General features: G+C 44.5%; 19 protein-coding genes. 7 read left to right on the forward strand and 12 right to left on the reverse strand.

All coding sequences use genetic code 11. From position 1 onward, the window contains the following. Positions 1-7: 7 nt before the first annotated feature. A complete protein-coding gene (locus JNC80_RS17745; protein ID WP_376711108.1) occupies positions 8-1177 on the reverse strand; it encodes an isovaleryl-CoA dehydrogenase in 1170 nt (389 codons plus the stop codon). 126 nt (positions 1178-1303) lie between these two features. On the opposite strand from JNC80_RS17745, the gene JNC80_RS17750 reads away from it, so the two are divergent. Next, the gene (locus JNC80_RS17750) at positions 1304-2335 is read left to right on the forward strand and encodes an AraC family transcriptional regulator (protein ID WP_376711109.1); all 1032 of its coding nucleotides are present in this window, start codon (positions 1304-1306) and stop codon (positions 2333-2335) included. Here JNC80_RS17750 and JNC80_RS17755 read toward each other — a convergent pair. Beyond that, positions 2332-4329: an acetoacetate--CoA ligase gene (locus JNC80_RS17755; protein WP_376711110.1), complete on the reverse strand. Its 1998-nt coding sequence runs from the start codon at positions 4327-4329 to the stop codon at positions 2332-2334. The two genes, JNC80_RS17750 and JNC80_RS17755, sit on opposite strands and share 4 nt — an antisense overlap. Positions 4330-4713: 384 nt before the next feature. Here JNC80_RS17755 and JNC80_RS17760 point away from each other — a divergent pair, with 384 nt between their 5' ends. From JNC80_RS17760 to JNC80_RS17780, 5 genes are all read left to right on the forward strand, one after another. Next, the gene (locus JNC80_RS17760) at positions 4714-5541 is read left to right on the forward strand and encodes a glycosyltransferase (RefSeq protein ID WP_376711111.1); all 828 of its coding nucleotides are present in this window, start codon (positions 4714-4716) and stop codon (positions 5539-5541) included. Positions 5542-5683: 142 nt separating this feature from the next. Then, positions 5684-6472: an ABC transporter permease gene (locus JNC80_RS17765; protein WP_376711112.1), complete on the forward strand. Its 789-nt coding sequence runs from the start codon at positions 5684-5686 to the stop codon at positions 6470-6472. Between the two features lie 8 nt (positions 6473-6480). Then, entirely contained in the window at positions 6481-7227 is a 747-nt protein-coding gene (locus JNC80_RS17770; RefSeq protein WP_376711113.1) for an ABC transporter ATP-binding protein, read from the forward strand. Between the two features lie 29 nt (positions 7228-7256). Continuing rightward, positions 7257-9497 carry a glycosyltransferase gene (locus tag JNC80_RS17775; RefSeq protein ID WP_376711114.1) on the forward strand — a complete coding sequence of 747 codons (2241 nt, stop codon included), beginning with the start codon at positions 7257-7259 and terminating at the stop codon, positions 9495-9497. A gap of 22 nt (positions 9498-9519) precedes the next feature. Continuing rightward, positions 9520-10872, forward strand: coding sequence for a hypothetical protein (locus tag JNC80_RS17780; protein ID WP_376711115.1), 1353 nt, complete (start codon positions 9520-9522; stop codon positions 10870-10872). Positions 10873-10921: 49 nt separating this feature from the next. Here the strand turns inward: JNC80_RS17780 and JNC80_RS17785 are convergent, their stop codons facing one another. Further along, on the reverse strand, positions 10922-11281 hold the full coding sequence (locus tag JNC80_RS17785; RefSeq protein ID WP_376711116.1) for a GtrA family protein: 360 nt from the start codon (positions 11279-11281) through the stop codon (positions 10922-10924). Further along, positions 11281-12198 carry a glycosyltransferase family 2 protein gene (locus tag JNC80_RS17790; RefSeq protein WP_376711117.1) on the reverse strand — a complete coding sequence of 306 codons (918 nt, stop codon included), beginning with the start codon at positions 12196-12198 and terminating at the stop codon, positions 11281-11283. Before JNC80_RS17790 ends, JNC80_RS17785 begins: the two co-directional genes overlap by 1 nt. A 487-nt stretch (positions 12199-12685) precedes the next feature. On the opposite strand from JNC80_RS17790, the gene JNC80_RS17795 reads away from it, so the two are divergent. Further along, positions 12686-12970, forward strand: a complete 285-nt coding sequence (locus JNC80_RS17795) for a hypothetical protein (RefSeq protein WP_376711118.1) — start codon at positions 12686-12688, stop codon at positions 12968-12970. 374 nt (positions 12971-13344) lie between these two features. Here the strand turns inward: JNC80_RS17795 and JNC80_RS17800 are convergent, their stop codons facing one another. The 8 genes from JNC80_RS17800 to JNC80_RS17835 all read right to left on the reverse strand — a co-directional run bounded on the left by JNC80_RS17800 (position 13345) and on the right by JNC80_RS17835 (position 17725). Next, positions 13345-13512, reverse strand: coding sequence for a hypothetical protein (locus JNC80_RS17800; protein ID WP_376711119.1), 168 nt, complete (start codon positions 13510-13512; stop codon positions 13345-13347). Positions 13513-13614: 102 nt separating this feature from the next. After that, positions 13615-13881, reverse strand: coding sequence for a hypothetical protein (locus JNC80_RS17805; RefSeq protein WP_376711120.1), 267 nt, complete (start codon positions 13879-13881; stop codon positions 13615-13617). Then, positions 13881-14678, reverse strand: a complete 798-nt coding sequence (locus JNC80_RS17810; RefSeq protein ID WP_376711122.1) for a lysozyme family protein — start codon at positions 14676-14678, stop codon at positions 13881-13883. Before JNC80_RS17810 ends, JNC80_RS17805 begins: the two co-directional genes overlap by 1 nt. 53 nt (positions 14679-14731) lie before the next feature. Then, positions 14732-15205, reverse strand: coding sequence for a DUF4376 domain-containing protein (locus tag JNC80_RS17815; RefSeq protein ID WP_376711123.1), 474 nt, complete (start codon positions 15203-15205; stop codon positions 14732-14734). Between the two features lie 3 nt (positions 15206-15208). After that, positions 15209-16519, reverse strand: coding sequence for a hypothetical protein (locus JNC80_RS17820; RefSeq protein ID WP_376711124.1), 1311 nt, complete (start codon positions 16517-16519; stop codon positions 15209-15211). A 134-nt stretch (positions 16520-16653) separates the two neighbouring features. Further along, a complete protein-coding gene (locus JNC80_RS17825; protein WP_376711125.1) occupies positions 16654-16857 on the reverse strand; it encodes a hypothetical protein in 204 nt (67 codons plus the stop codon). Between the two features lie 53 nt (positions 16858-16910). Continuing rightward, positions 16911-17273, reverse strand: a complete 363-nt coding sequence (locus JNC80_RS17830; protein WP_022711848.1) for a hypothetical protein — start codon at positions 17271-17273, stop codon at positions 16911-16913. Then, the gene (locus JNC80_RS17835; protein ID WP_376711126.1) at positions 17273-17725 is read right to left on the reverse strand and encodes a hypothetical protein; all 453 of its coding nucleotides are present in this window, start codon (positions 17723-17725) and stop codon (positions 17273-17275) included. The genes JNC80_RS17830 and JNC80_RS17835 overlap by 1 nt, the downstream gene beginning before the upstream one ends. Positions 17726-17767: the final 42 nt, after the last annotated feature.

A 17767-nucleotide genomic window follows, 5' to 3' on the forward strand; every position in this document is an offset into this window, starting at 1 on the left:
GCCCCGATTATCTGGTTTCAGCCATTAATTCCCGCCCGATCAGCATCCGGCGGATTTCAGAAGTCCCTGCACCGATTTCGTATAATTTGGCATCGCGCCACAGCCGTGCCGCGGCATAATCATTCGTATAGCCGCAACCGCCGAGTGTCTGGATTGTCTCTCCGGCCATCCATGTCGCTTTTTCTGCAGCATAAAGAATGGCGCTTGCCGCATCTTTGCGCAGGGTTCTGGAATGATCATTGCGATCGCAGACCGCGCCAACGGCATAGACATAGGCGCGCACCGCCTGCCACGTGGAATACATATCAGCAAGCTTGCCCTGCATGAGCTGGAAATCACCAATCGGCTGGCCGAACTGCTTGCGCTCATGCATATAAGGCAGCGTGATATCCATACAGGCAGCCATGATACCAAGGGGGCCGCCACTCAGAACCACGCGTTCATAATCAAGCCCCGACATCAGAACTTTAACGCCATTGCCTTCTCCGCCGAGCACATTTTCCGCAGGCACAAGGCAATTGTCAAAGAACAACGGGAATGTGTTGGAGCCACGCATGCCAAGCTTATCAAGATGGGCACCATGGCTGAAACCAGCCATGCCTTTTTCGACGAGAAAGGCTGTGATGCCTTCTGCCCCTTTACCGGCGCCGGTTCTGGCATAAACAACCAGCACATCCGCATCACCACCATTGGTAATCCACATTTTCGAGCCGTTGAGGACATAATGGTCTGTCTGCTTCTGCGCCTGCAATTTCATTGAAACAACATCAGAGCCCGCATCCGGCTCGGACATAGCCAAAGCACCGACATGCTCTCCAGAAATCAGCTTTGGCAAATATCTGGTCTTTTGCGCTGCATTGCCGTTGCGGCGGATTTGATTGACGCAAAGATTGGAATGGGCGCTGTAAGACAGGCCGACAGAGGCGGAAGCGCGCGAAATCTCTTCCATCGCCACAATATGCGCCAAATAGCCCATTCCGGTGCCGCCGTCTTCTTCCGGCACGGTGAGGCCGAGCAATCCCATCTCCCCGAATTTCTTCCACAGATCGGCAGGAAATTGATTGCTGCTGTCGATATATGCCGCGCGGGGGGCAATTTTCACCTCAGCGAATGCACGCACACTATCCCGCAGTTGGGCGATTTCCTCTCCCAAAAGGAAGTCAAGGCTTGGTGTCATCAACAACAGTCCTCCCAAACCGTTTTGCAGTTTGCCTATGTTGTACCATAAGCCGGTATCTGACTGGCCAGACAGGTTGCAAAATCGGCCATTTACCTACAAACTGCAGCTATGACGGATCAAACTTTGGCCTCATCTCTCACAGGAAAAGCAGCTGCGGTCATCCCTACCGCTTTTGTGCGTTGTATTTTGCTAGCCTATGCAAAATATGGGGCAGATCCTGCCGCAGCGCTGGAAAAGGCACAAATTCCGCCAGAAATCCTTGCCGATGAAAACGGACGCGTCACACCGGACCAGTTTGAAGACCTGAACTGGGAGGCAATGCAGGAGCTTGATGATGAAGCTCTGGGCTGGTTTTCCCGCAAATTACCGTGGGGCACTTATGGTATGCTTTGCCGCGCCTCCCTTGGTGCCGCAACGCTTGGCATTGCCCTGCATCGCTGGAAGCGCCATCATCGCCTGCTCACGGATGATGTACTGCTCAATCTGGATATTGCCGATGGCATTGCCTCGATCAGCATCACTGAGGCGCGGGATCTCGGGGCTTATCGCGAGTTCTGCCTCGTGACATTGCTGCGCTATGTTTTAGGCTTTGCCTGCTGGGCTATCGACGAGAGAATACCGCTTTCCGCAGCTGAGTTTCCCTATACAGCGCCACAACATGTCGATATTTATCCCAAGCTGTTCTCACCAAAGCTAAAGTTTTCAGCCTCAAACGCACGTATTCAATTCAATGCAGTGTTTTTAGAACGCCCGCTGCAACGGGATGAGGCTGCGATTAACAGCATGCTCAAACGCGCTCTGCCGCTCACTGTTCTGCCCTATAAAAGCGAGCATCAACTGACAAGTCAGGTGCGGCGCTTGTTGCGCATGGCGAAAAACGGCCTGCCTGTGGCCGAGGATGTGGCGAGTGTTTTCAACCTGTCTGTGCGCAGTTTGCACCGCCATCTCAGTGCGGAAGGAACATCTTTGCGCGCGCTGAAAGAACAAGTGCAGACGGAACGCGCCAAAGAGCTGCTCACGCGTTCAGCCCATCCGATCAAACGCGTGGCCTTCCTTGCCGGTTTCAGCAATGAAAAAAGTTTCTCCCGTGCATTCCGCATCCGCACAAATGAAACGCCCAGTGCCTTCAGAAAAAAGTCCCAGACAGGGTACTAAATCTGCAATTCCGGCAGGTTTGCATAAAAAGCTAATGCCTCAGGATTGGCCAGTGCTTCCCGATTGTTAATCGGGCGACCGTGGACAACATCGCGCACCGCGATTTCAGCGATTTTTCCTGATTTCGTGCGTGGAATATCAGCAATTGCGATAATTTTTGCCGGTACATGGCGCGGCGAAGCACCGCTGCGGATGCGTTGTTTGATTTGTTCCCGCAAGGCATCATCAAGCTCAATCCCCGCGGCAAGACGCACGAACAGCACAATACGCACATCATCTGCAAAATTCTGGCCGATGCAGATTGCTTCGGCAATTTCCGGCATTTGCTCGACCTGATTGTAAATCTCGGCGGTGCCGATCCGCACACCGCCCGGATTGAGCGTGGCATCAGAGCGCCCGTGAATGATAATGCCGCCATGTTCCGTAAGTTCGGCAAAATCACCGTGACACCAAACATTTGCAAAACGGTCGAAATAGGCCGAGCGATATTTTTCGCCAGTCGGATCATTCCAGAACCCTGTCGGCTGACAAGGGAAAGGCTTGGTACAGACAAGCTCACCTTTGCCATGCATCAACGGCGTGCCGTCCGTGTCCCAAACGGCAACGGCCATGCCAAGACCTGCACCCTGAATTTCACCGCTCCACACCGGCAGAACCGGCACACCCAACACAAAACAGGATACGATATCTGTACCGCCGGAGATGGAAGCAAGGTGGATATCCTGCTTAACAGACTGATAGATATAGGAGAAATTCTCCGGTGAAAGTGGTGATCCGGTAGAAAAAACAGCACGCAGATGCGGCAGACGATGACTGGTCGCAGGCTCGAGCCCGCTTTTACGCAAAACATCAATATATTTAGCGGAAGTACCGAAATGGGTCATGTTTTCGGCCTGCGCATAGTCAAACAGCACATTGCCATCGGGATAAAACGGCGATCCGTCATAGAGCAGCAAGGTCGCGCCTGCAGCCAGTCCCGAAGCCAACCAGTTCCACATCATCCAGCCGCAGGTCGTGAAATAGAACAGCCGGTCGCCTTGTTTAATATCCGCATGCAAACGGTGTTCTTTGGCATGTTGCAGCAAGGTGCCGCCGGCAGAATGGACAATACATTTTGGTATGCCGGTTGTGCCCGATGAGAAGAGAATAAACAACGGATGGGCAAAAGGAAGTTGGTTGAACTGCAATTCTGATGGTGCGAATTGTTCTGCGGCCTGATCGAAAGTCAGACATTTGGCCGGTGTCCCATTTTGAATCTCGCGGGACACAGCTTCAGCAGTGCCCAGATAATCAACGATCAGCACCGCTTGCAGGGACGGCAATTGCGGCACAATCTGCTCTAATTTTTCACCGTTTGGCTGCGCCTTGCCATTATACCAATAGCCATCGCAAGTGATGAACAGCTTGGGCAATATTTGCCCAAAACGATCCAGCACACCTTGTACACCGAAATCAGGCGAACAGGACGACCAGACAGCACCTATGGAAGCACAGGCCAGCATAGCGGCAATGCTTTGCGGCATATTGGGCAGCATCGCTGCCACACGATCCCCCGCCTGCACACCCTGCGCCAGCATAAACTGCTGTAATTGCGAGACCAGATCCCGCAACTGATCGCAGGACAGGCGTGAACGGACACGATCCTCACCGCGAAACACCAGAGCATCATCCCCGCCGGTTTTTTGCAGCAGGTTTTCAGCAAAATTCAGCTTTGCATCGGGAAAGAACCGCGCTGCCAGCATATTGTCGGCATTAATCAGAATACGAGCACCTTTATGGCCGATAATACCGCATTCATCCCAAATCAGAGGCCAGAACATTTCCGGTCGCTCAACAGACCAGTCATGCAATTGTTGATAGGTCTCAAGAGGTAAACCGCTGATACTCCGGGCTTTTACGGTAAAAGCGGTCAGATTTGCCTCGGCAATCTTTTGTACCGATGGCTGCCATAAAGGCTCGGAATCAGCTCCGTTCGAATTAACACCTGTGTTCATCCGGCACTCCTCCCCAACGCATTATCGCTGTTTTTGAGAAGAAGACAAAGCCTTGAGTGGACTTTCTCAAATGATGGCAGGTGTCTTATTTAGACAACGTTTGATCACAAAAAGTCGGCAATTAAGGGATCGCCCGTAGTATGAATAGTATTTATACTCAAGATGTTAGAACTCCCCCACCTAAAAATGACATTCTTACGATACCGGGAATAATTAGCTCCAATCCCTCACATACGACAAGTTTTAGATCAAAAAATATGTCTGCAAAACTATAAGTGGCATTGGCTTTAAATCACATGTGGTTATAAGCATTGGAGTTGATCGCATTGAAAATGAACATTCATAAATCAGCCAGAGTTGACGTAGGGATCAGGCAATAAAATAATGTCCTCAAAGAACGAAAGCCTCTCTGTACTAATGTCAACTTATAAGTGCGACAATGTTGATCATCTAAGAAAAGCATTTATAAGCCTTACGCAGCAAACATTGAAAGCCGATGAGATAATCCTAGTTGAGGATGGACCAATCTCGGTTGAGAATAGTGCTCTAATTGAAGAATTTAGAGATCAACTAAATATAACCTCCATTAAACTTCCACAAAATGTAGGTCTTGGAATTGCTTTAATGCATGGCGTCCTTCAATGTAAATCAGCAATAATTGCTCGCATGGATACAGATGACATTGCTCTTCCAACACGTTTTGCTAAGCAATATGAATTATTAGTTACTCACCCCGAAATCGCCATCGTAGGCGGACATATAGCAGAGTTTGATGCTAATCCAGATCAACCTCTCCATGTACGTAAAACAAAAATATCTCACAATGAGATCATAAGAGCAGCCTGGTTCAGAACGCCATTCAATCATATGACCGTCATGTTTCGTAAAGACGCAATCATAGCTGCAGGAAACTATAGGCATATTCCAGGTTTTGAAGATTATGACTTGTGGGTGCGATTAATCTCATCAGGATACATCTGCCACAATTTAGATGATGTGCTCGTATTAGCGCGCGTGGGTAACGGCCTCATCAATCGCCGATCAGGATGGCGCTATGCAATTAACGAATTTAAAGCTGTATACGGCTTTAAAAAGCATGGGGTGATCCCATTACCGGCGTTATATTTGAATATAGGCAGCCGCTTGTTTTTACGCATATTACCTAAAATGCTCCTCCGAAAAGTGTATCAAAAACTCCGTTCTAAACTTTGAATAATGCCATTAGTTTGTAATCCTATCCTTTGATCAACCAATGGTGTCATTCATTCGATAAAAATTGATCCTAATCAGATCAGTTTTAGGTTATGTGTGAGAATCTATGCCTTTTTACCTGAGCTTGGAGTGAGAGTTACTAATGAATAATGTAAGGGGTGGGTACAGCGACCTACTAAACAGTGCCAAGCAATACCAGCTCTGGCTCATGCTCGCGTGGGTTGAAATAAGACAAAGATATGCTCGGTCAAAAATTGGGCCCTTTTGGCTAACCATCAGCATGGGCATTCTAGTCACAGCTTTGGGTGTCGTATATGGTACGCTATTTGGAGCACAATTAAATGAATATCTGCCACTTCTCGCTATCGGCTTTGTATTTTGGTCATTCATATCCTCCACAATTAATGAAGGTTGCAACGCTTACATTAGCGCTGGAAACTACCTGAAACAAATCCCGCTTAATAGAGGTGTTTTTGTATTTCAGACCATGTGGAGAAATATTATAATTTTAGCACATAATTTTGTTATAATAATTATTGTACTACTCGTATTTCAAAACAATGTGTTATTAGGCCTACCATTATTCATAGTCGGCTTTATTATTCTTTGTTGGAATTTAGTGTGGATGATAACACTACTTTCAATATTATGTGCAAGATTCAGAGATTTACCACAAATCGTCATGAGTTTTCTTCAAGTAATATTCTATATCACACCGATATTATTCAAACGCGAAATGTTAGGGAAATACCCCTTACTTATTGACTTAAACCCATTCGCGCACCTCATAGAAATTATCCGCTCACCGCTACTGGGACAAGCGGTTCCGGCAATCAGTTGGATTGTTTGTATAATTATGGCCATTAGTGGCAGCATCATCAGCATATGGTTTCACGGACGCTACAGAGCACGCATTCCATATTGGGTTTAGGAAAACACATGTCATTTGTTACAGCTAAAAATATCACCGTCGAAATGCCGATCTATGAAATATCTGGCAGATCGATGAAAATGCAGATGTTAAACAAGCTCAAATCTGCACGAATTAATGCAGGCAGTAACGGTGTAACCGTAATCAAAGCCCTACAGAATTTAAGCTTTGAAGCCCACAAAGGGGATCGCATCGGCCTAATAGGCAGCAACGGCGCAGGCAAATCAACTTTATTACGTGTTTTAGCCGGTATTTATGCACCATCTATAGGGCAATTAAACATACAAGGAAAGACAGTCGCACTACTTGAAATGGGCCTAGGTATGGATGACACCATGACTGGCTATCAAAACATTAAGCTTAGGGGCATGCTTCTCGGCATGTCATCAGATGAGGTAGCTGCAAAGACAAGTGAAATTGCTGAGTTTACAGGCTTAGCGGAGTATCTACATCTACCAATTCGTACATATTCATCAGGCATGCGTATTCGCCTTGCCTTCGCAATTTCTACAGCAGTTGATGCTGAAATCTTGCTACTTGATGAAGTGATTGGCGTAGGTGATGCTAATTTTTTGGAAAAGGCCAATCAAAGATTAAAAAATCTACATGATAAAGCGCATATTGTGTTTTTGGCCTCACACTCAAACTCACTTATTACAGACATGTGTAATAAAGTGATTTGGCTTGAGGGAGGTAATTTACGATTTTTTGGAGACGCTCGTGAGGGTATAAACTTATATTCTAAACAGCACTAAAACCAAATATTAAAGGCACGATTAAACTCATGGCTTCTAGTTTAAATCAATCAATTAAAAAAGTTACATTCGTAGTAGATATCAAAGAATGGGCATTTGATAATATTGCAAAAAATATAAAAACAAAATTAGAGAACAAAATAAATATTGATATTATATACTGGGAAGATTTCAACAATCCATTATCACTCGTAAAGAAGCTCAATAAATCAAATAGCGATATATTTCACTTTTTCTTCAGAGAGCACTTGAATTTAATTATAAAATTAATGGACCCCAATAATCCAGAAACAAAAAAATTCTCAGAAAAAACAATAACAACACACATTCCTGATTATCTTTACTCCAGCGATAAAGAGATAATGGACAGGCATAATCTTTTTGATTTTTGCGATGGCTATTTCACGACCAACAAAGATTTATTTAATCTATACAGCAACCGGACAATTCCAGAGCCATTTGGCGTGATTCATGATGCCCCCTTTATACCCACCATTACCTCAACACATCCCAAAAAGACCACAGGTAATCATGTGAAAATTGTTTGGTCAGGTAATTCAAAATGGGGCGAGTATGCTGGATACCGTGACTACAAAGGGCTTAATACCATAGTTAGTCCGGCAATACGGAAACTCAAAGAAAATTACCCACACATTGATTTCATCGCGTTCGACTCCTCTATTAAAAAGACACCCCATAGAGATATCTTAACCGCGTTACTTGAAGCAGATATCTTATTGGTCTCCTCAGTCAAGGAAGGCACCCCCCTGACCTTGATTGAGGCAATGTCTCGAGAATGCGCTGTCGTTTGCACAGACGTTGGCATAGCTCATGAGGTACTTCCCGACGTACAGAAAGAATTCATCTGCGAACGATCAGATACAGCTTTCTACGATGCACTATCGCGATTGATTGCAAATCCAGAACTATTGGATCGCTGCAAGAAACACAATTTATCTGCCTATAATGACATCTTCGAGAGCAAGAGTAAAATCACTCAACAATGGGAGTGTTTTTTTACAATGGCCGTTAAAAACAACACTAAAGAAAAATTAAATCTTAAACTGAGTCTTTTAAATAAACAAAAACGGTCATTGTTTCATGCTGCAACTATCAAAAGCTTAAAGACAGGCGCGAATTTTGCTCGAAAAACCGGCCTTGTCCCTGCATTAAATATGATTTCGCCGCGATTTGCCGCGACATATCATAAAATTATACACGGCGACGGTTTAGGTAGAAGTAGCTATAAAAACGCTGATAGTCATTACAAATCTGTACTCGCGGCTAGCTCTGATGATATCCCTCTTGCGATATACTCACCAATGTGGAAAGGAATTTCCGCATCTACCGAAAGCATATTCCAAAAAAATTCTCTCAAATTTCCACTCTACAGCACTGAATTTCCAGAAGTCTCAACGCACAAATACTTAAATAAATTAACTGACATAATAATTAAAAGCAAAAAAAATGTTATTATTTACAGCGGCGGCTCAATAATACATCTAACTTTAGCTCAAGAAATTAGAAAGATGAATAAAAATGTTAAACAATATTTTATGTGGCATGGATCTCCTGCCCAATGGTTAGACCACGCCCAATTTTTGCATTTTGATAAATGGCGCTCTGCCTTTGAAGCTGGAACTATTGATGGCTTCATAACCGTCAAACCAAACCTACACCACACCCTCATGAGCTTAGGCATTCGTGCATACGATATTTACAATCCTATTCCTAACTTAAAACAAAACACTTTAGCCCCCTCTAATAACACGATTAATATCGGGTTATTCTCGGCAATATCATCTTGGTATAAAAATCCAAATGTTCAACTGCTCGCACTTGCCGGTAAAGACATCACATTAAATACCAATCTGGATGAAAAGTACGTCAGAAATCTTAATTTAAATGTTAGTAATATTAATTTTTATCAACATATGCCAAGACATGAATTCCTTGAAATTCTAAGCAGACAAGACATCAATTTATATATTACAAACACAGAATGCTCGCCAATGACGGCCCTAGAGAGCTGGGCATTGAATATTCCATGCATCGTGGGCCCCGCCGGTGACATCTACAGTCAAGTAGATAAAGAATTAGCTAACTACTTGGTCGAGCCAAAAGTTGATGATCCACATTCAATATCCAGAAAAATTGATTTAGTGATCGACAATTTAGAAAAAATAAAAACCCTACTAGAGAAAAATAAAAATATATACAATGAAAAACAAAACAGCAAAATTAGTGTCTTATATAAAAACCTCCAATAAACAAATAAAATAGAGACAACTCATGTACGACATTAAAAACTATTTAATTTACGTTGTTATTGCACTTACGATTACTGTAAGTATAATACTATTGTGGCCAGGGTACATTTATTGGGATTCTTATCAACAATTAAACGAAGCAATTACAGGTAAATTCACGGATTGGCACCCTCCAATTATGTCTCTTATATGGGGGAAACTGATTTGGATTTTTGGCAGTGAAGGCATATTTCTGTGCCTGAATTTGGTTTTGTGCATTACTTCGGTTTACATTATTTCTAAGTGGTTCTCCGGATTTTATAGAACGACTATCTTTATATTATTATTTTTTAACCCACTTTTCTTTGGTCACGTAGGGATAATCTGGAAAGATGTTGCGTTAGCAAACTGCGTAATTCTATCATGCGCCCTAATTCTCAACAGTATTATCAATGAACGCGACTTACAGCACATTGAAAAACTCATAATTTTATTATTTCTGATTATTGCAAGTTTCCTAAGAGCTAACGCCCCTTTCATAACGGCTCCTTTGATTGCTTACGTTATCATTAGCCAGAACCGATCATATAGGACATTGCTTATTGCGCTGGCACTTATACCAATGTTTATATTAGTGACGCCTATTCTAAACAATCGTTTAATTGGGGCAGAAAAATCATATGCAATTAATTCACTTTTCATCTTTGACATTGGCGGAGCATCTGCACAATCAAAGAAAAACTTATTCCCAGGTGAATGGAGTATAGAAGAGGAGAATTTAATTATTAATGGGTGCTATAACGCTGAAATGTGGAATGAGTACATTTATGGTAAATGCCCTTTTGTATACCAAAAAATTATAAATAAAAACCTATCAAAGGCATGGCTGCAAATAATCTCCGAACATCCAGCTGCATATTTTAAGCATCGTCTCGTCCATTTTAATGCATTTATGAGATACATAGGACCAAGTACAAGTTATTTCTACTACTTCCCTGGCATACCAGGCATACAAGCAGATATTTACCCTCCTATTTCTGGCAATCCCATCATGAAGTTTTATGAAAGAGCCATGGCTAAGATGGACAGGCAACCTTGGAATTTGCCATTTATCTGGCTCTTAATCTCATTAGGTTTATTCATAGCAAGCTGTCCAAATAAAACGCGCCATGAAAGAGCTGTGTTTTTTATATCCCTAGGCTCTCTGCTTTATGCTACCGGATATATTCTTATAGGTGTTGCATCTGACTTCAGATACATTTTACCCTCTGCCTATGCCAGTATTTCGTGTTTATTGGCATTACTTTCTAGGAAGGTTGTTATAGGTAATAGTACAACTAGAAAGGCTGGGGTATTTGTGTCATTTACAATGATAGTAGTAGGTTTTATTTTTTAAACAAATAACGGTTACCCCCCCGCTTTAAACTGGGGGCGGGGGATTACCGTCATCGTTTAAAAACTATGAACTTATAAAAAATAAAGTTTACTATCATAGCCAATGCACTTGCGATAATCAGCGACATTGACGGCAAAAAATACGACAAACATAAAGAATATATAATCCAGTTTATACACACGCCCAGCAAACTTCCAAGTAAGTATTTTTGAAACTGCCGAAAAAAATTGCCAATGCTATTAAAAGTATATTTTCTATTGATGAAAAAAGTAGCCATCACAGCAAACGAGAATGATATTAATCTTCCTGTTATTGGACCGAACTCGAGCCATAACATCATATTCAACAAAGAGAAGTCGACAAAAAATCCGACTCCTCCAGCTATTATAAATTTCCCAACAGTTTTCATTAGTGACCAATTGCCAAGAAAGCGATCTTCTTGAGATCAGATCGTGTTCTTTGAACAAGGTCTAATGTAAGACCTACCCCCATTAAAACTATAGATGTCATCCCTAAGAAACCAGCAAGAAATGCAGAGGGAAAGCGTTGCACAAAACCTGTCTGAAAATATTCGGCAACTACCCCACCACCTATGATTAGGCTAAGAATCGCAAAGAACGCAGAAAAAATACTAAAAAAAAGTATTGGCCTTTCCACCTGACAAAGACGCATGATGGTAACGCCAATTCGCGCACCATCCTTATAAGTTGAAAGCTTGCTAAAAGAACCTTCCGGCCTTTCTTTGTAAACTGTTTCGAGCTCACCTAGGGGAATTCCCAACTCCAGCGCATGAACAAGAAGCTCAGTTTCAATTTCAAACCCAGAAGACGATGCCGGAAATGATTTAACAAACCGCTTAGAAAGTACTTTATACCCAGAGAGCATATCATCGATTTGACGCCCAAACAGAATACCAATCGCACCTGTAAGTACTTTATTACCAAGAACATGTCCACGTCGATAAGCAGCAGTGCCAGTCGCTACACGTTTCAAATTGAGAAAATCTAATTGGTTCTCTATAGCATAATTTAAGGCTTCAGGCGCATAAGAAAGATCATATGTATCATCACCATCAATCATAATGATGTAATCTTCCTTAGTATCGATAAAGGATTTTCTTATTGCAAATCCTTTTCCTTGGCGCGTTTCTGAGCGAACTATTGCGCCAGCTCTTGCAGCTACAATCTTCGTGGAATCCGTTGAATTATTGTCGTATACGTAAATTCTTGCGCCAGGTAAGAACTTACGTGCATCTTCAACAACCTGAGCTATAGTTTGCTCTTCATTATAGCAAGGCACTATAACAGCAACGTTTTCATAATTCATTTTACTATCCCTGAAACAATTATTGCTATCATTGCTATAACCTCCACAAGATTTCCTTTTCTTAACGCTATACTGCTCTTTACCACCTAGAATAATTGCTGCACCGACTGGCAACAATCCCAGACAAGAAATAACGAAAATTGCCCCACACACACCGACAAATCAGAAAACCTGATATATATACAAAAGTGGCGAAGAAGAAACAGTTGACTAGTTATCCGGCGTTCTTTTCACATATACAGCTACAATAAATAACCCAATGGATAGCGCATAACATGTGATCTGATATATTACCCACCGAATTATTCAGTTATTTTCTTAACCTTAATTAAGATTCTCATATTGAAATTTTGGCAGTCCAGAACGCCGCCGTCGCTGGACGAGTGGTGAGAAGCTTTCCATGACTTAGGAAACCTATGTAACTGATCTGATATCCCTCAATCGCATCTGGTCTATTCCAAAATTCGGCTTGATGGTTTTTACAGACATGTTCGATGGTCATGTATCAAACCAACGTTCTGACACCCTGGAAGGTCGTCTTGTCAATAGTGCAGTCTACCAAAAGTCTTGGTTAAACGATCAAGACCTGATGAGCAGAATCTATGTTTACGGTATTGCTAATTTTTATAGTGAGTTCCTCAATGGAACAAAAGTAGCTGTAAGCGGCGTTTGCTTTACCAATAAACGAGAAACCCTTTGGGCTTCATTAGGGTTGGCGGTCCATACAATTGGAGTGTTTACATGTACTCAATCTATGGTGAAAGCTCTGTGAACACCAGCTTGAAATTTTGGCTATAACTACAAGGGAACTGTTGGGTTACGAATTAAATGGTAAGCTAAATTCTTCAGTAATGATTAAACCCTTGGACCGTCAATCAAATCCGACGATCTATCTGTTGTGCACCTGTGATGGCATTGCCTTCTTTTCGAAACTCGCTTAATTTTTTCTTCGAATGCAAATCTTTATTACCCGAATACGGCCGATAAAAGTTAGGATTATTGTCTGCAAAGTTAAGCTAATCTACTGGAATAATGAAAATACAGTAACGAATCTGTTTTGTTAAAAATTTAATATATTCAACATAACACAGCCGCATCTTAATCACTTTGCGTAATTCAGTCTATGAAATTGCCGACTTACAACAATTACCTTCCATTCTTGATCTTATAAAATATCTGCACTAGCAGCCAAACAATCCCCAAGCTGGACAATCCCAGCGAAAGCACCTTTTCAAGATGAGGAAGCCATAGCGGATTTGCCAGCGCCCCTGTTGCTATTGCTGTTGTTGCCCTTTCAACAACCTGATCTTTCATTACCAGCACCCCTGCCGTTTTCCATTTTGGTCATTGCCTTCTACCCGCTCAGCTGCTGTGCGGTCAGCCTTTGTCAAAGCGACCAACCCAGCAGCTGAAAGATCATTCTTGCGCCAGCCCGCGCAGCTGCTTACAGTCTGTGGGTTGCATCCCGCGACGGCGAAGAGACTGAACACAGAAATCATAGTCCGATAGATTGCGCGTTTTCGCATCATCCTTCACCCTCTCCCGCTCTACACGGATATCACTCTGCATCTGCTGAATTGCGCCGCGTTGCCGCTCTTTGTATTTACCAAGCTGAACAGAACCCGTCAGCGCAACAGCACCCACGGCCAACAAAGCAAGAATTATTTGGAGCCGCCCCAACATCAGAGCGCCTCAAACAATTTTTCGACTTTGGATTTCACAAACGGCATTGAGTAAATCGCGTATACCGCGATACCGCCCACCACAACCACGGAAGCCAGCTGTACCCGCCAATCCAACAATCCAAGAGCTGGAAGCGCCGCAGCTGTCAGCCATGTCCAAAAACGCTTTGAATGAGAAACTGGTTTTGTCTTTTCAGCCTCAAGCGGCGGCGTTTCCGCTTCCGTCTTTTCAGGAACCGGTACGGCCAAGCCGTTGCCTGCAGTTTTTGCCTTACGCAAAACCACCTCAATCGCTTCCGGGCTTACCAGAGCCTTATTGAGAGCATCACCATCATAATATGACTGGCCGCGCTTTAGCTGGCCGTGCGCTCCTTTCGTCGCGGTAAGTACCGGAAACGAAGCCCATTCCATTGCCAGCTGTTTGGCAAATTCAGCCGCGGAGATTGTACCGGCCACGAACTCTTCATAGCCACGGCGCTTAAGCAAGTGATAGCCGAGGCGGTCTTGTAAATCCGGATCAAAAATCTGCCGCCCGTTCAGACGCAGCTCACGCGACAAATCCTGCAGGGTCTTGCGCATGAACTGATAACCACCGGAGGCCGATGATTTGAACCGCTTGGTAAAGCTGGCCTGTGCATCCACCAGTTCACCTATTGTCATTGAGGTGATTGGTTTCGGCAGTTTATCTTGATTGTGACCATAGATAACATCATAAGACGCGCGATCAGTCCGCCCGACTTCAGTCTTACGAATGAAGTCAAGCAGAATCGCCGCGCCAGCTGGCACGGTTTTATCCATCTGAATTTTCCTGTGATTGTGCCTGACTTTCAGGCGGGAGCGATTATTGCCGGTCAGGCAAAAGCAGTGTCGATATGAGTTTGATCGGTTATTGTGCCATCCAGAATTAGCGGCAGCACCTGCGCGTAAATGCCGAAGACGTTGTTTACATGCGCTCCGACTGCATCAGAGATTGCAATGATTTTTGCTGCATCCAACAATGCAATCTCGCCAGTTGATGTCGCCCAAGGCGTTGTAAAATCTGGATTGCCCTTCGCCGCTTCACGCGCACCGGCAATCATGATCTTTGAACGGTCATCGGTAGCAATGTGCAGGCCGTTAAATTCAAACCCGCCCGTTTCTTTCTGCCAGCGTTTATCTGCAGCGTAGAGCATCAGTGCCTGCTTTGGATCAACAGCCTGTTCCGGCGTGGCTTCACTGGCCAGTATTTCCTTGGTAGGCAGCGCTATCTCTGGAAACGCTGCCGAGTGCATGGGGAATCCTTTTTTACCCACACGACTTTGGTCAAGCACTGTCACAGTATTCATAGATTAATCCTCTTTATCAAATTCAGGAATGAAACGACCAGTGCCGCGCTCACAATTCGGGTCTAGGTTAAGGACGAAAGCATCTTTTCGCCGCCCTGTAACCATCCAAGCGATTTCATCATTGCAGGCTTCATCAGCACAGGTGATATTCAATATGCCGCCCGCCATCTTGCCATCAGGCCAAACGACTGTTCCACCTTCCTGATTTTGCGTTGAGGAAATCATGATATCGGCATTCAATGCCGAGAAAGTACCCGGCATCATTCCGAAATAGTCATCGATATTGACAGCTGCCTTGCCATTAACAAGACGGACAACGCCACGATAAATATTCACGTACTCCGGAGCTTCAACAAAGCCGTGACGGAGGTTTTTATTCGCCGGATCACGAGGGTGATCAATCAGGAAAGTGCCGCTGCCCTTTGACAAAGCCCCTGGTATGTGAACGCGGTTATCAGAACCGTAGCACTCCAAAAGGACGGCTCCTTTGAAGCCAGCTTGAACGCGCCAACTCCCGTATACCGTATCGGATATATTTGCGGACATTGTATATGCGTATGCTGCTGCAGAGGACTGTAAGTAATACGCCGGAATACTCCCCTTAACTGAAATAGTGGCGCTGATTGCGCTTACAGCTCCGGTAAAGTCAGCACCTGACAAACTTGCCTTTCCATTAAGTGCATTTTGCGTTGCCGCTGCATTTGCTTTGCTATCCAACGCACTTTGCGTTGCCGATGCATTTGCTTTGCTGTCCAACGCACTTTGCGTTGCCTGTGAAATTGGTAGATCAGACTTCGCAGTAAGCGCACCCGCGCCGTCAATCAGTTGATCCTCAGTACCGCCTGCCGGTAGTGTATACTTTTCGTCAATTGCAGTCGCATATTCGGCTATCGCATCAGTCATGCTCTTGATTGACTTCAGCGTAATTGTGCCGTCCGCCCCCATGATGATGAACTGATCATTGGCTTTCGCAATCGCTGCAAGCTCTGTGAGATTTGCAATATTCTCCAATGCAGCGAAAGTGGCCAGATTGCCTTTGATATCATCGGGTCCGAATTCTGATTTCGGCACCAATTTCATAACACCTGGTCCAACAAAAACCGGTACTGCATCTTCTTCGCCAACCAGAGCGGCAAATGCTTCAAGATTGCCTGTGGTAAGCAGGTCTCTCATCATCCGAACAGCAGCCTGCACACGGCTACCATCCGGTTGATAGCGAACCCGCAAGGGTTGTCCGGCACCAGCAGCTGCCACAGGGCAATTATCAAATAACCGGCCGCTGTTCTGCCCGGTGATTTCAGCAATAATGAGCACATAACCTGTTGCGGTGATAATCGCATCACCGGCCTGAATGGCTGCGGTCTGCAAAGCCGACCCTGTTGTGGTGAAGTCAGGTGTTCCGGCAACAAGATTAAGCGTGCCGGTCATCCAGTCGGGACGAATAGCCATTAATCTGCCCCTTCCTTGCGCTTTGCAATCAGTTCTTTGTTTTCCGCTTCCAGAACTTGAATGCGTTCTTTCATCATTAGATTTTCTGAAGCCAAAATCAGATTACGCTGACGGATAATGCCAAGCTGAAACGCCGTTTCATGCAGTTCAGCCAGCGGGTGAATTTGTATTGGTGGAGTGATATTGGTCTGTGTTGCAGACATGCGTTCTCCTTCCCGCACAAAGCGGGTGATTGCTGTGAGTGTAGTAAGGAAAGTCAGCCGCCTATCGAATTCCAATAGACGTAATAGGTGACATAGCGCGTTGTGCCGGTTTTGTTGTAGATCCTCATTGAAGCCATATCGCTTTGAATACGGGCTTCAAATTGCGATAGAAATGCGACAACACCATCGGACGGTTTAAGCATAATCAGTGCCGGCTGCTGATAGGTGCGTCCGAATGGAATGAGCACATTACTGTTTGCTGGCACCTGAACCGAGCCTGTTACATATGGAGCAACAGTGCCGATCCCCTCATGCAGCACAAAGTCAAAAAGATCAGTGCTATCAACGTCTTTTCCGGGTTTGGAAATGCGGAATTTAAAGTTGGCACCACGCTGGAATAGTACCCGCCCCGCCATCAGAACTTCTCACGTAGCTTGACTAAAAAGACGGTATAATTGAACCGGCATTCATATTGAGGCACCCAGCCCCTAAAAGTCAGCTTGTTATGAGAGATGCCAACAACAGGCATGAAGTTTACCAAGCCAATATTCCCGCCAAATGATTGCGTAGCCACAATACCGCTCAGATCAGGCGGGAATTGAAACGGCTCAGCAGCGGAAGATTTAAAGCCCATGAATGCCAGCGGAATAAACGGAAGCTCCTGAAACGGGACTTCAATTTGATGTCGCCATAAGCCTTGCGATTCATTGTAGCCGAATGATGGAACAAAGCCTTGCGCATGGATTTTCAGCATGTCTTGGACAGATGACATCAGCATCTGGCCGCCCTGCTGGACGGTTTTGCCCTGCTTGGCTACCCAGATGCCATGCTGTTTACCGTTTTTGCCGATAAGGATATTTTCATCCATGTCATATCCCCATCACCAGATAAATAAAGCTCTCCCGATAAT

The sequence above is a fragment of the Pseudochrobactrum lubricantis genome, assembly GCF_041929865.1.
GTDB classification, from domain to species: Bacteria; Pseudomonadota; Alphaproteobacteria; order Rhizobiales; family Rhizobiaceae; genus Pseudochrobactrum; species Pseudochrobactrum saccharolyticum.

Excerpts from the sequence above, each read along its gene's own strand:
- JNC80_RS17745 (WP_376711108.1), bottom strand. The coding sequence starts at position 1,177 with ATGACACCAAGCCTTGACTTCCTTTTGGGAGAGGAAATCGCCCAACTG.
- JNC80_RS17755 (WP_376711110.1), bottom strand. The coding sequence starts at position 4,329 with ATGAACACAGGTGTTAATTCGAACGGAGCTGATTCCGAGCCTTTATGG.
- JNC80_RS17760 (WP_376711111.1), top strand. The coding sequence starts at position 4,714 with ATGTCCTCAAAGAACGAAAGCCTCTCTGTACTAATGTCAACTTATAAG.
- JNC80_RS17765 (WP_376711112.1), top strand. The coding sequence starts at position 5,684 with ATGAATAATGTAAGGGGTGGGTACAGCGACCTACTAAACAGTGCCAAG.
- JNC80_RS17770 (WP_376711113.1), top strand. The coding sequence starts at position 6,481 with ATGTCATTTGTTACAGCTAAAAATATCACCGTCGAAATGCCGATCTAT.
- JNC80_RS17775 (WP_376711114.1), top strand. The coding sequence starts at position 7,257 with ATGGCTTCTAGTTTAAATCAATCAATTAAAAAAGTTACATTCGTAGTA.
- JNC80_RS17780 (WP_376711115.1), top strand. The coding sequence starts at position 9,520 with ATGTACGACATTAAAAACTATTTAATTTACGTTGTTATTGCACTTACG.
- JNC80_RS17785 (WP_376711116.1), bottom strand. The coding sequence starts at position 11,281 with ATGAAAACTGTTGGGAAATTTATAATAGCTGGAGGAGTCGGATTTTTT.
- JNC80_RS17790 (WP_376711117.1), bottom strand. The coding sequence starts at position 12,198 with ATGAATTATGAAAACGTTGCTGTTATAGTGCCTTGCTATAATGAAGAG.
- JNC80_RS17795 (WP_376711118.1), top strand. The coding sequence starts at position 12,686 with ATGTTCGATGGTCATGTATCAAACCAACGTTCTGACACCCTGGAAGGT.
- JNC80_RS17800 (WP_376711119.1), bottom strand. The coding sequence starts at position 13,512 with ATGAAAGATCAGGTTGTTGAAAGGGCAACAACAGCAATAGCAACAGGG.
- JNC80_RS17805 (WP_376711120.1), bottom strand. The coding sequence starts at position 13,881 with ATGTTGGGGCGGCTCCAAATAATTCTTGCTTTGTTGGCCGTGGGTGCT.
- JNC80_RS17810 (WP_376711122.1), bottom strand. The coding sequence starts at position 14,678 with ATGGATAAAACCGTGCCAGCTGGCGCGGCGATTCTGCTTGACTTCATT.
- JNC80_RS17815 (WP_376711123.1), bottom strand. The coding sequence starts at position 15,205 with ATGAATACTGTGACAGTGCTTGACCAAAGTCGTGTGGGTAAAAAAGGA.
- JNC80_RS17825 (WP_376711125.1), bottom strand. The coding sequence starts at position 16,857 with ATGTCTGCAACACAGACCAATATCACTCCACCAATACAAATTCACCCG.
- JNC80_RS17830 (WP_022711848.1), bottom strand. The coding sequence starts at position 17,273 with ATGGCGGGGCGGGTACTATTCCAGCGTGGTGCCAACTTTAAATTCCGC.
- JNC80_RS17835 (WP_376711126.1), bottom strand. The coding sequence starts at position 17,725 with ATGGATGAAAATATCCTTATCGGCAAAAACGGTAAACAGCATGGCATC.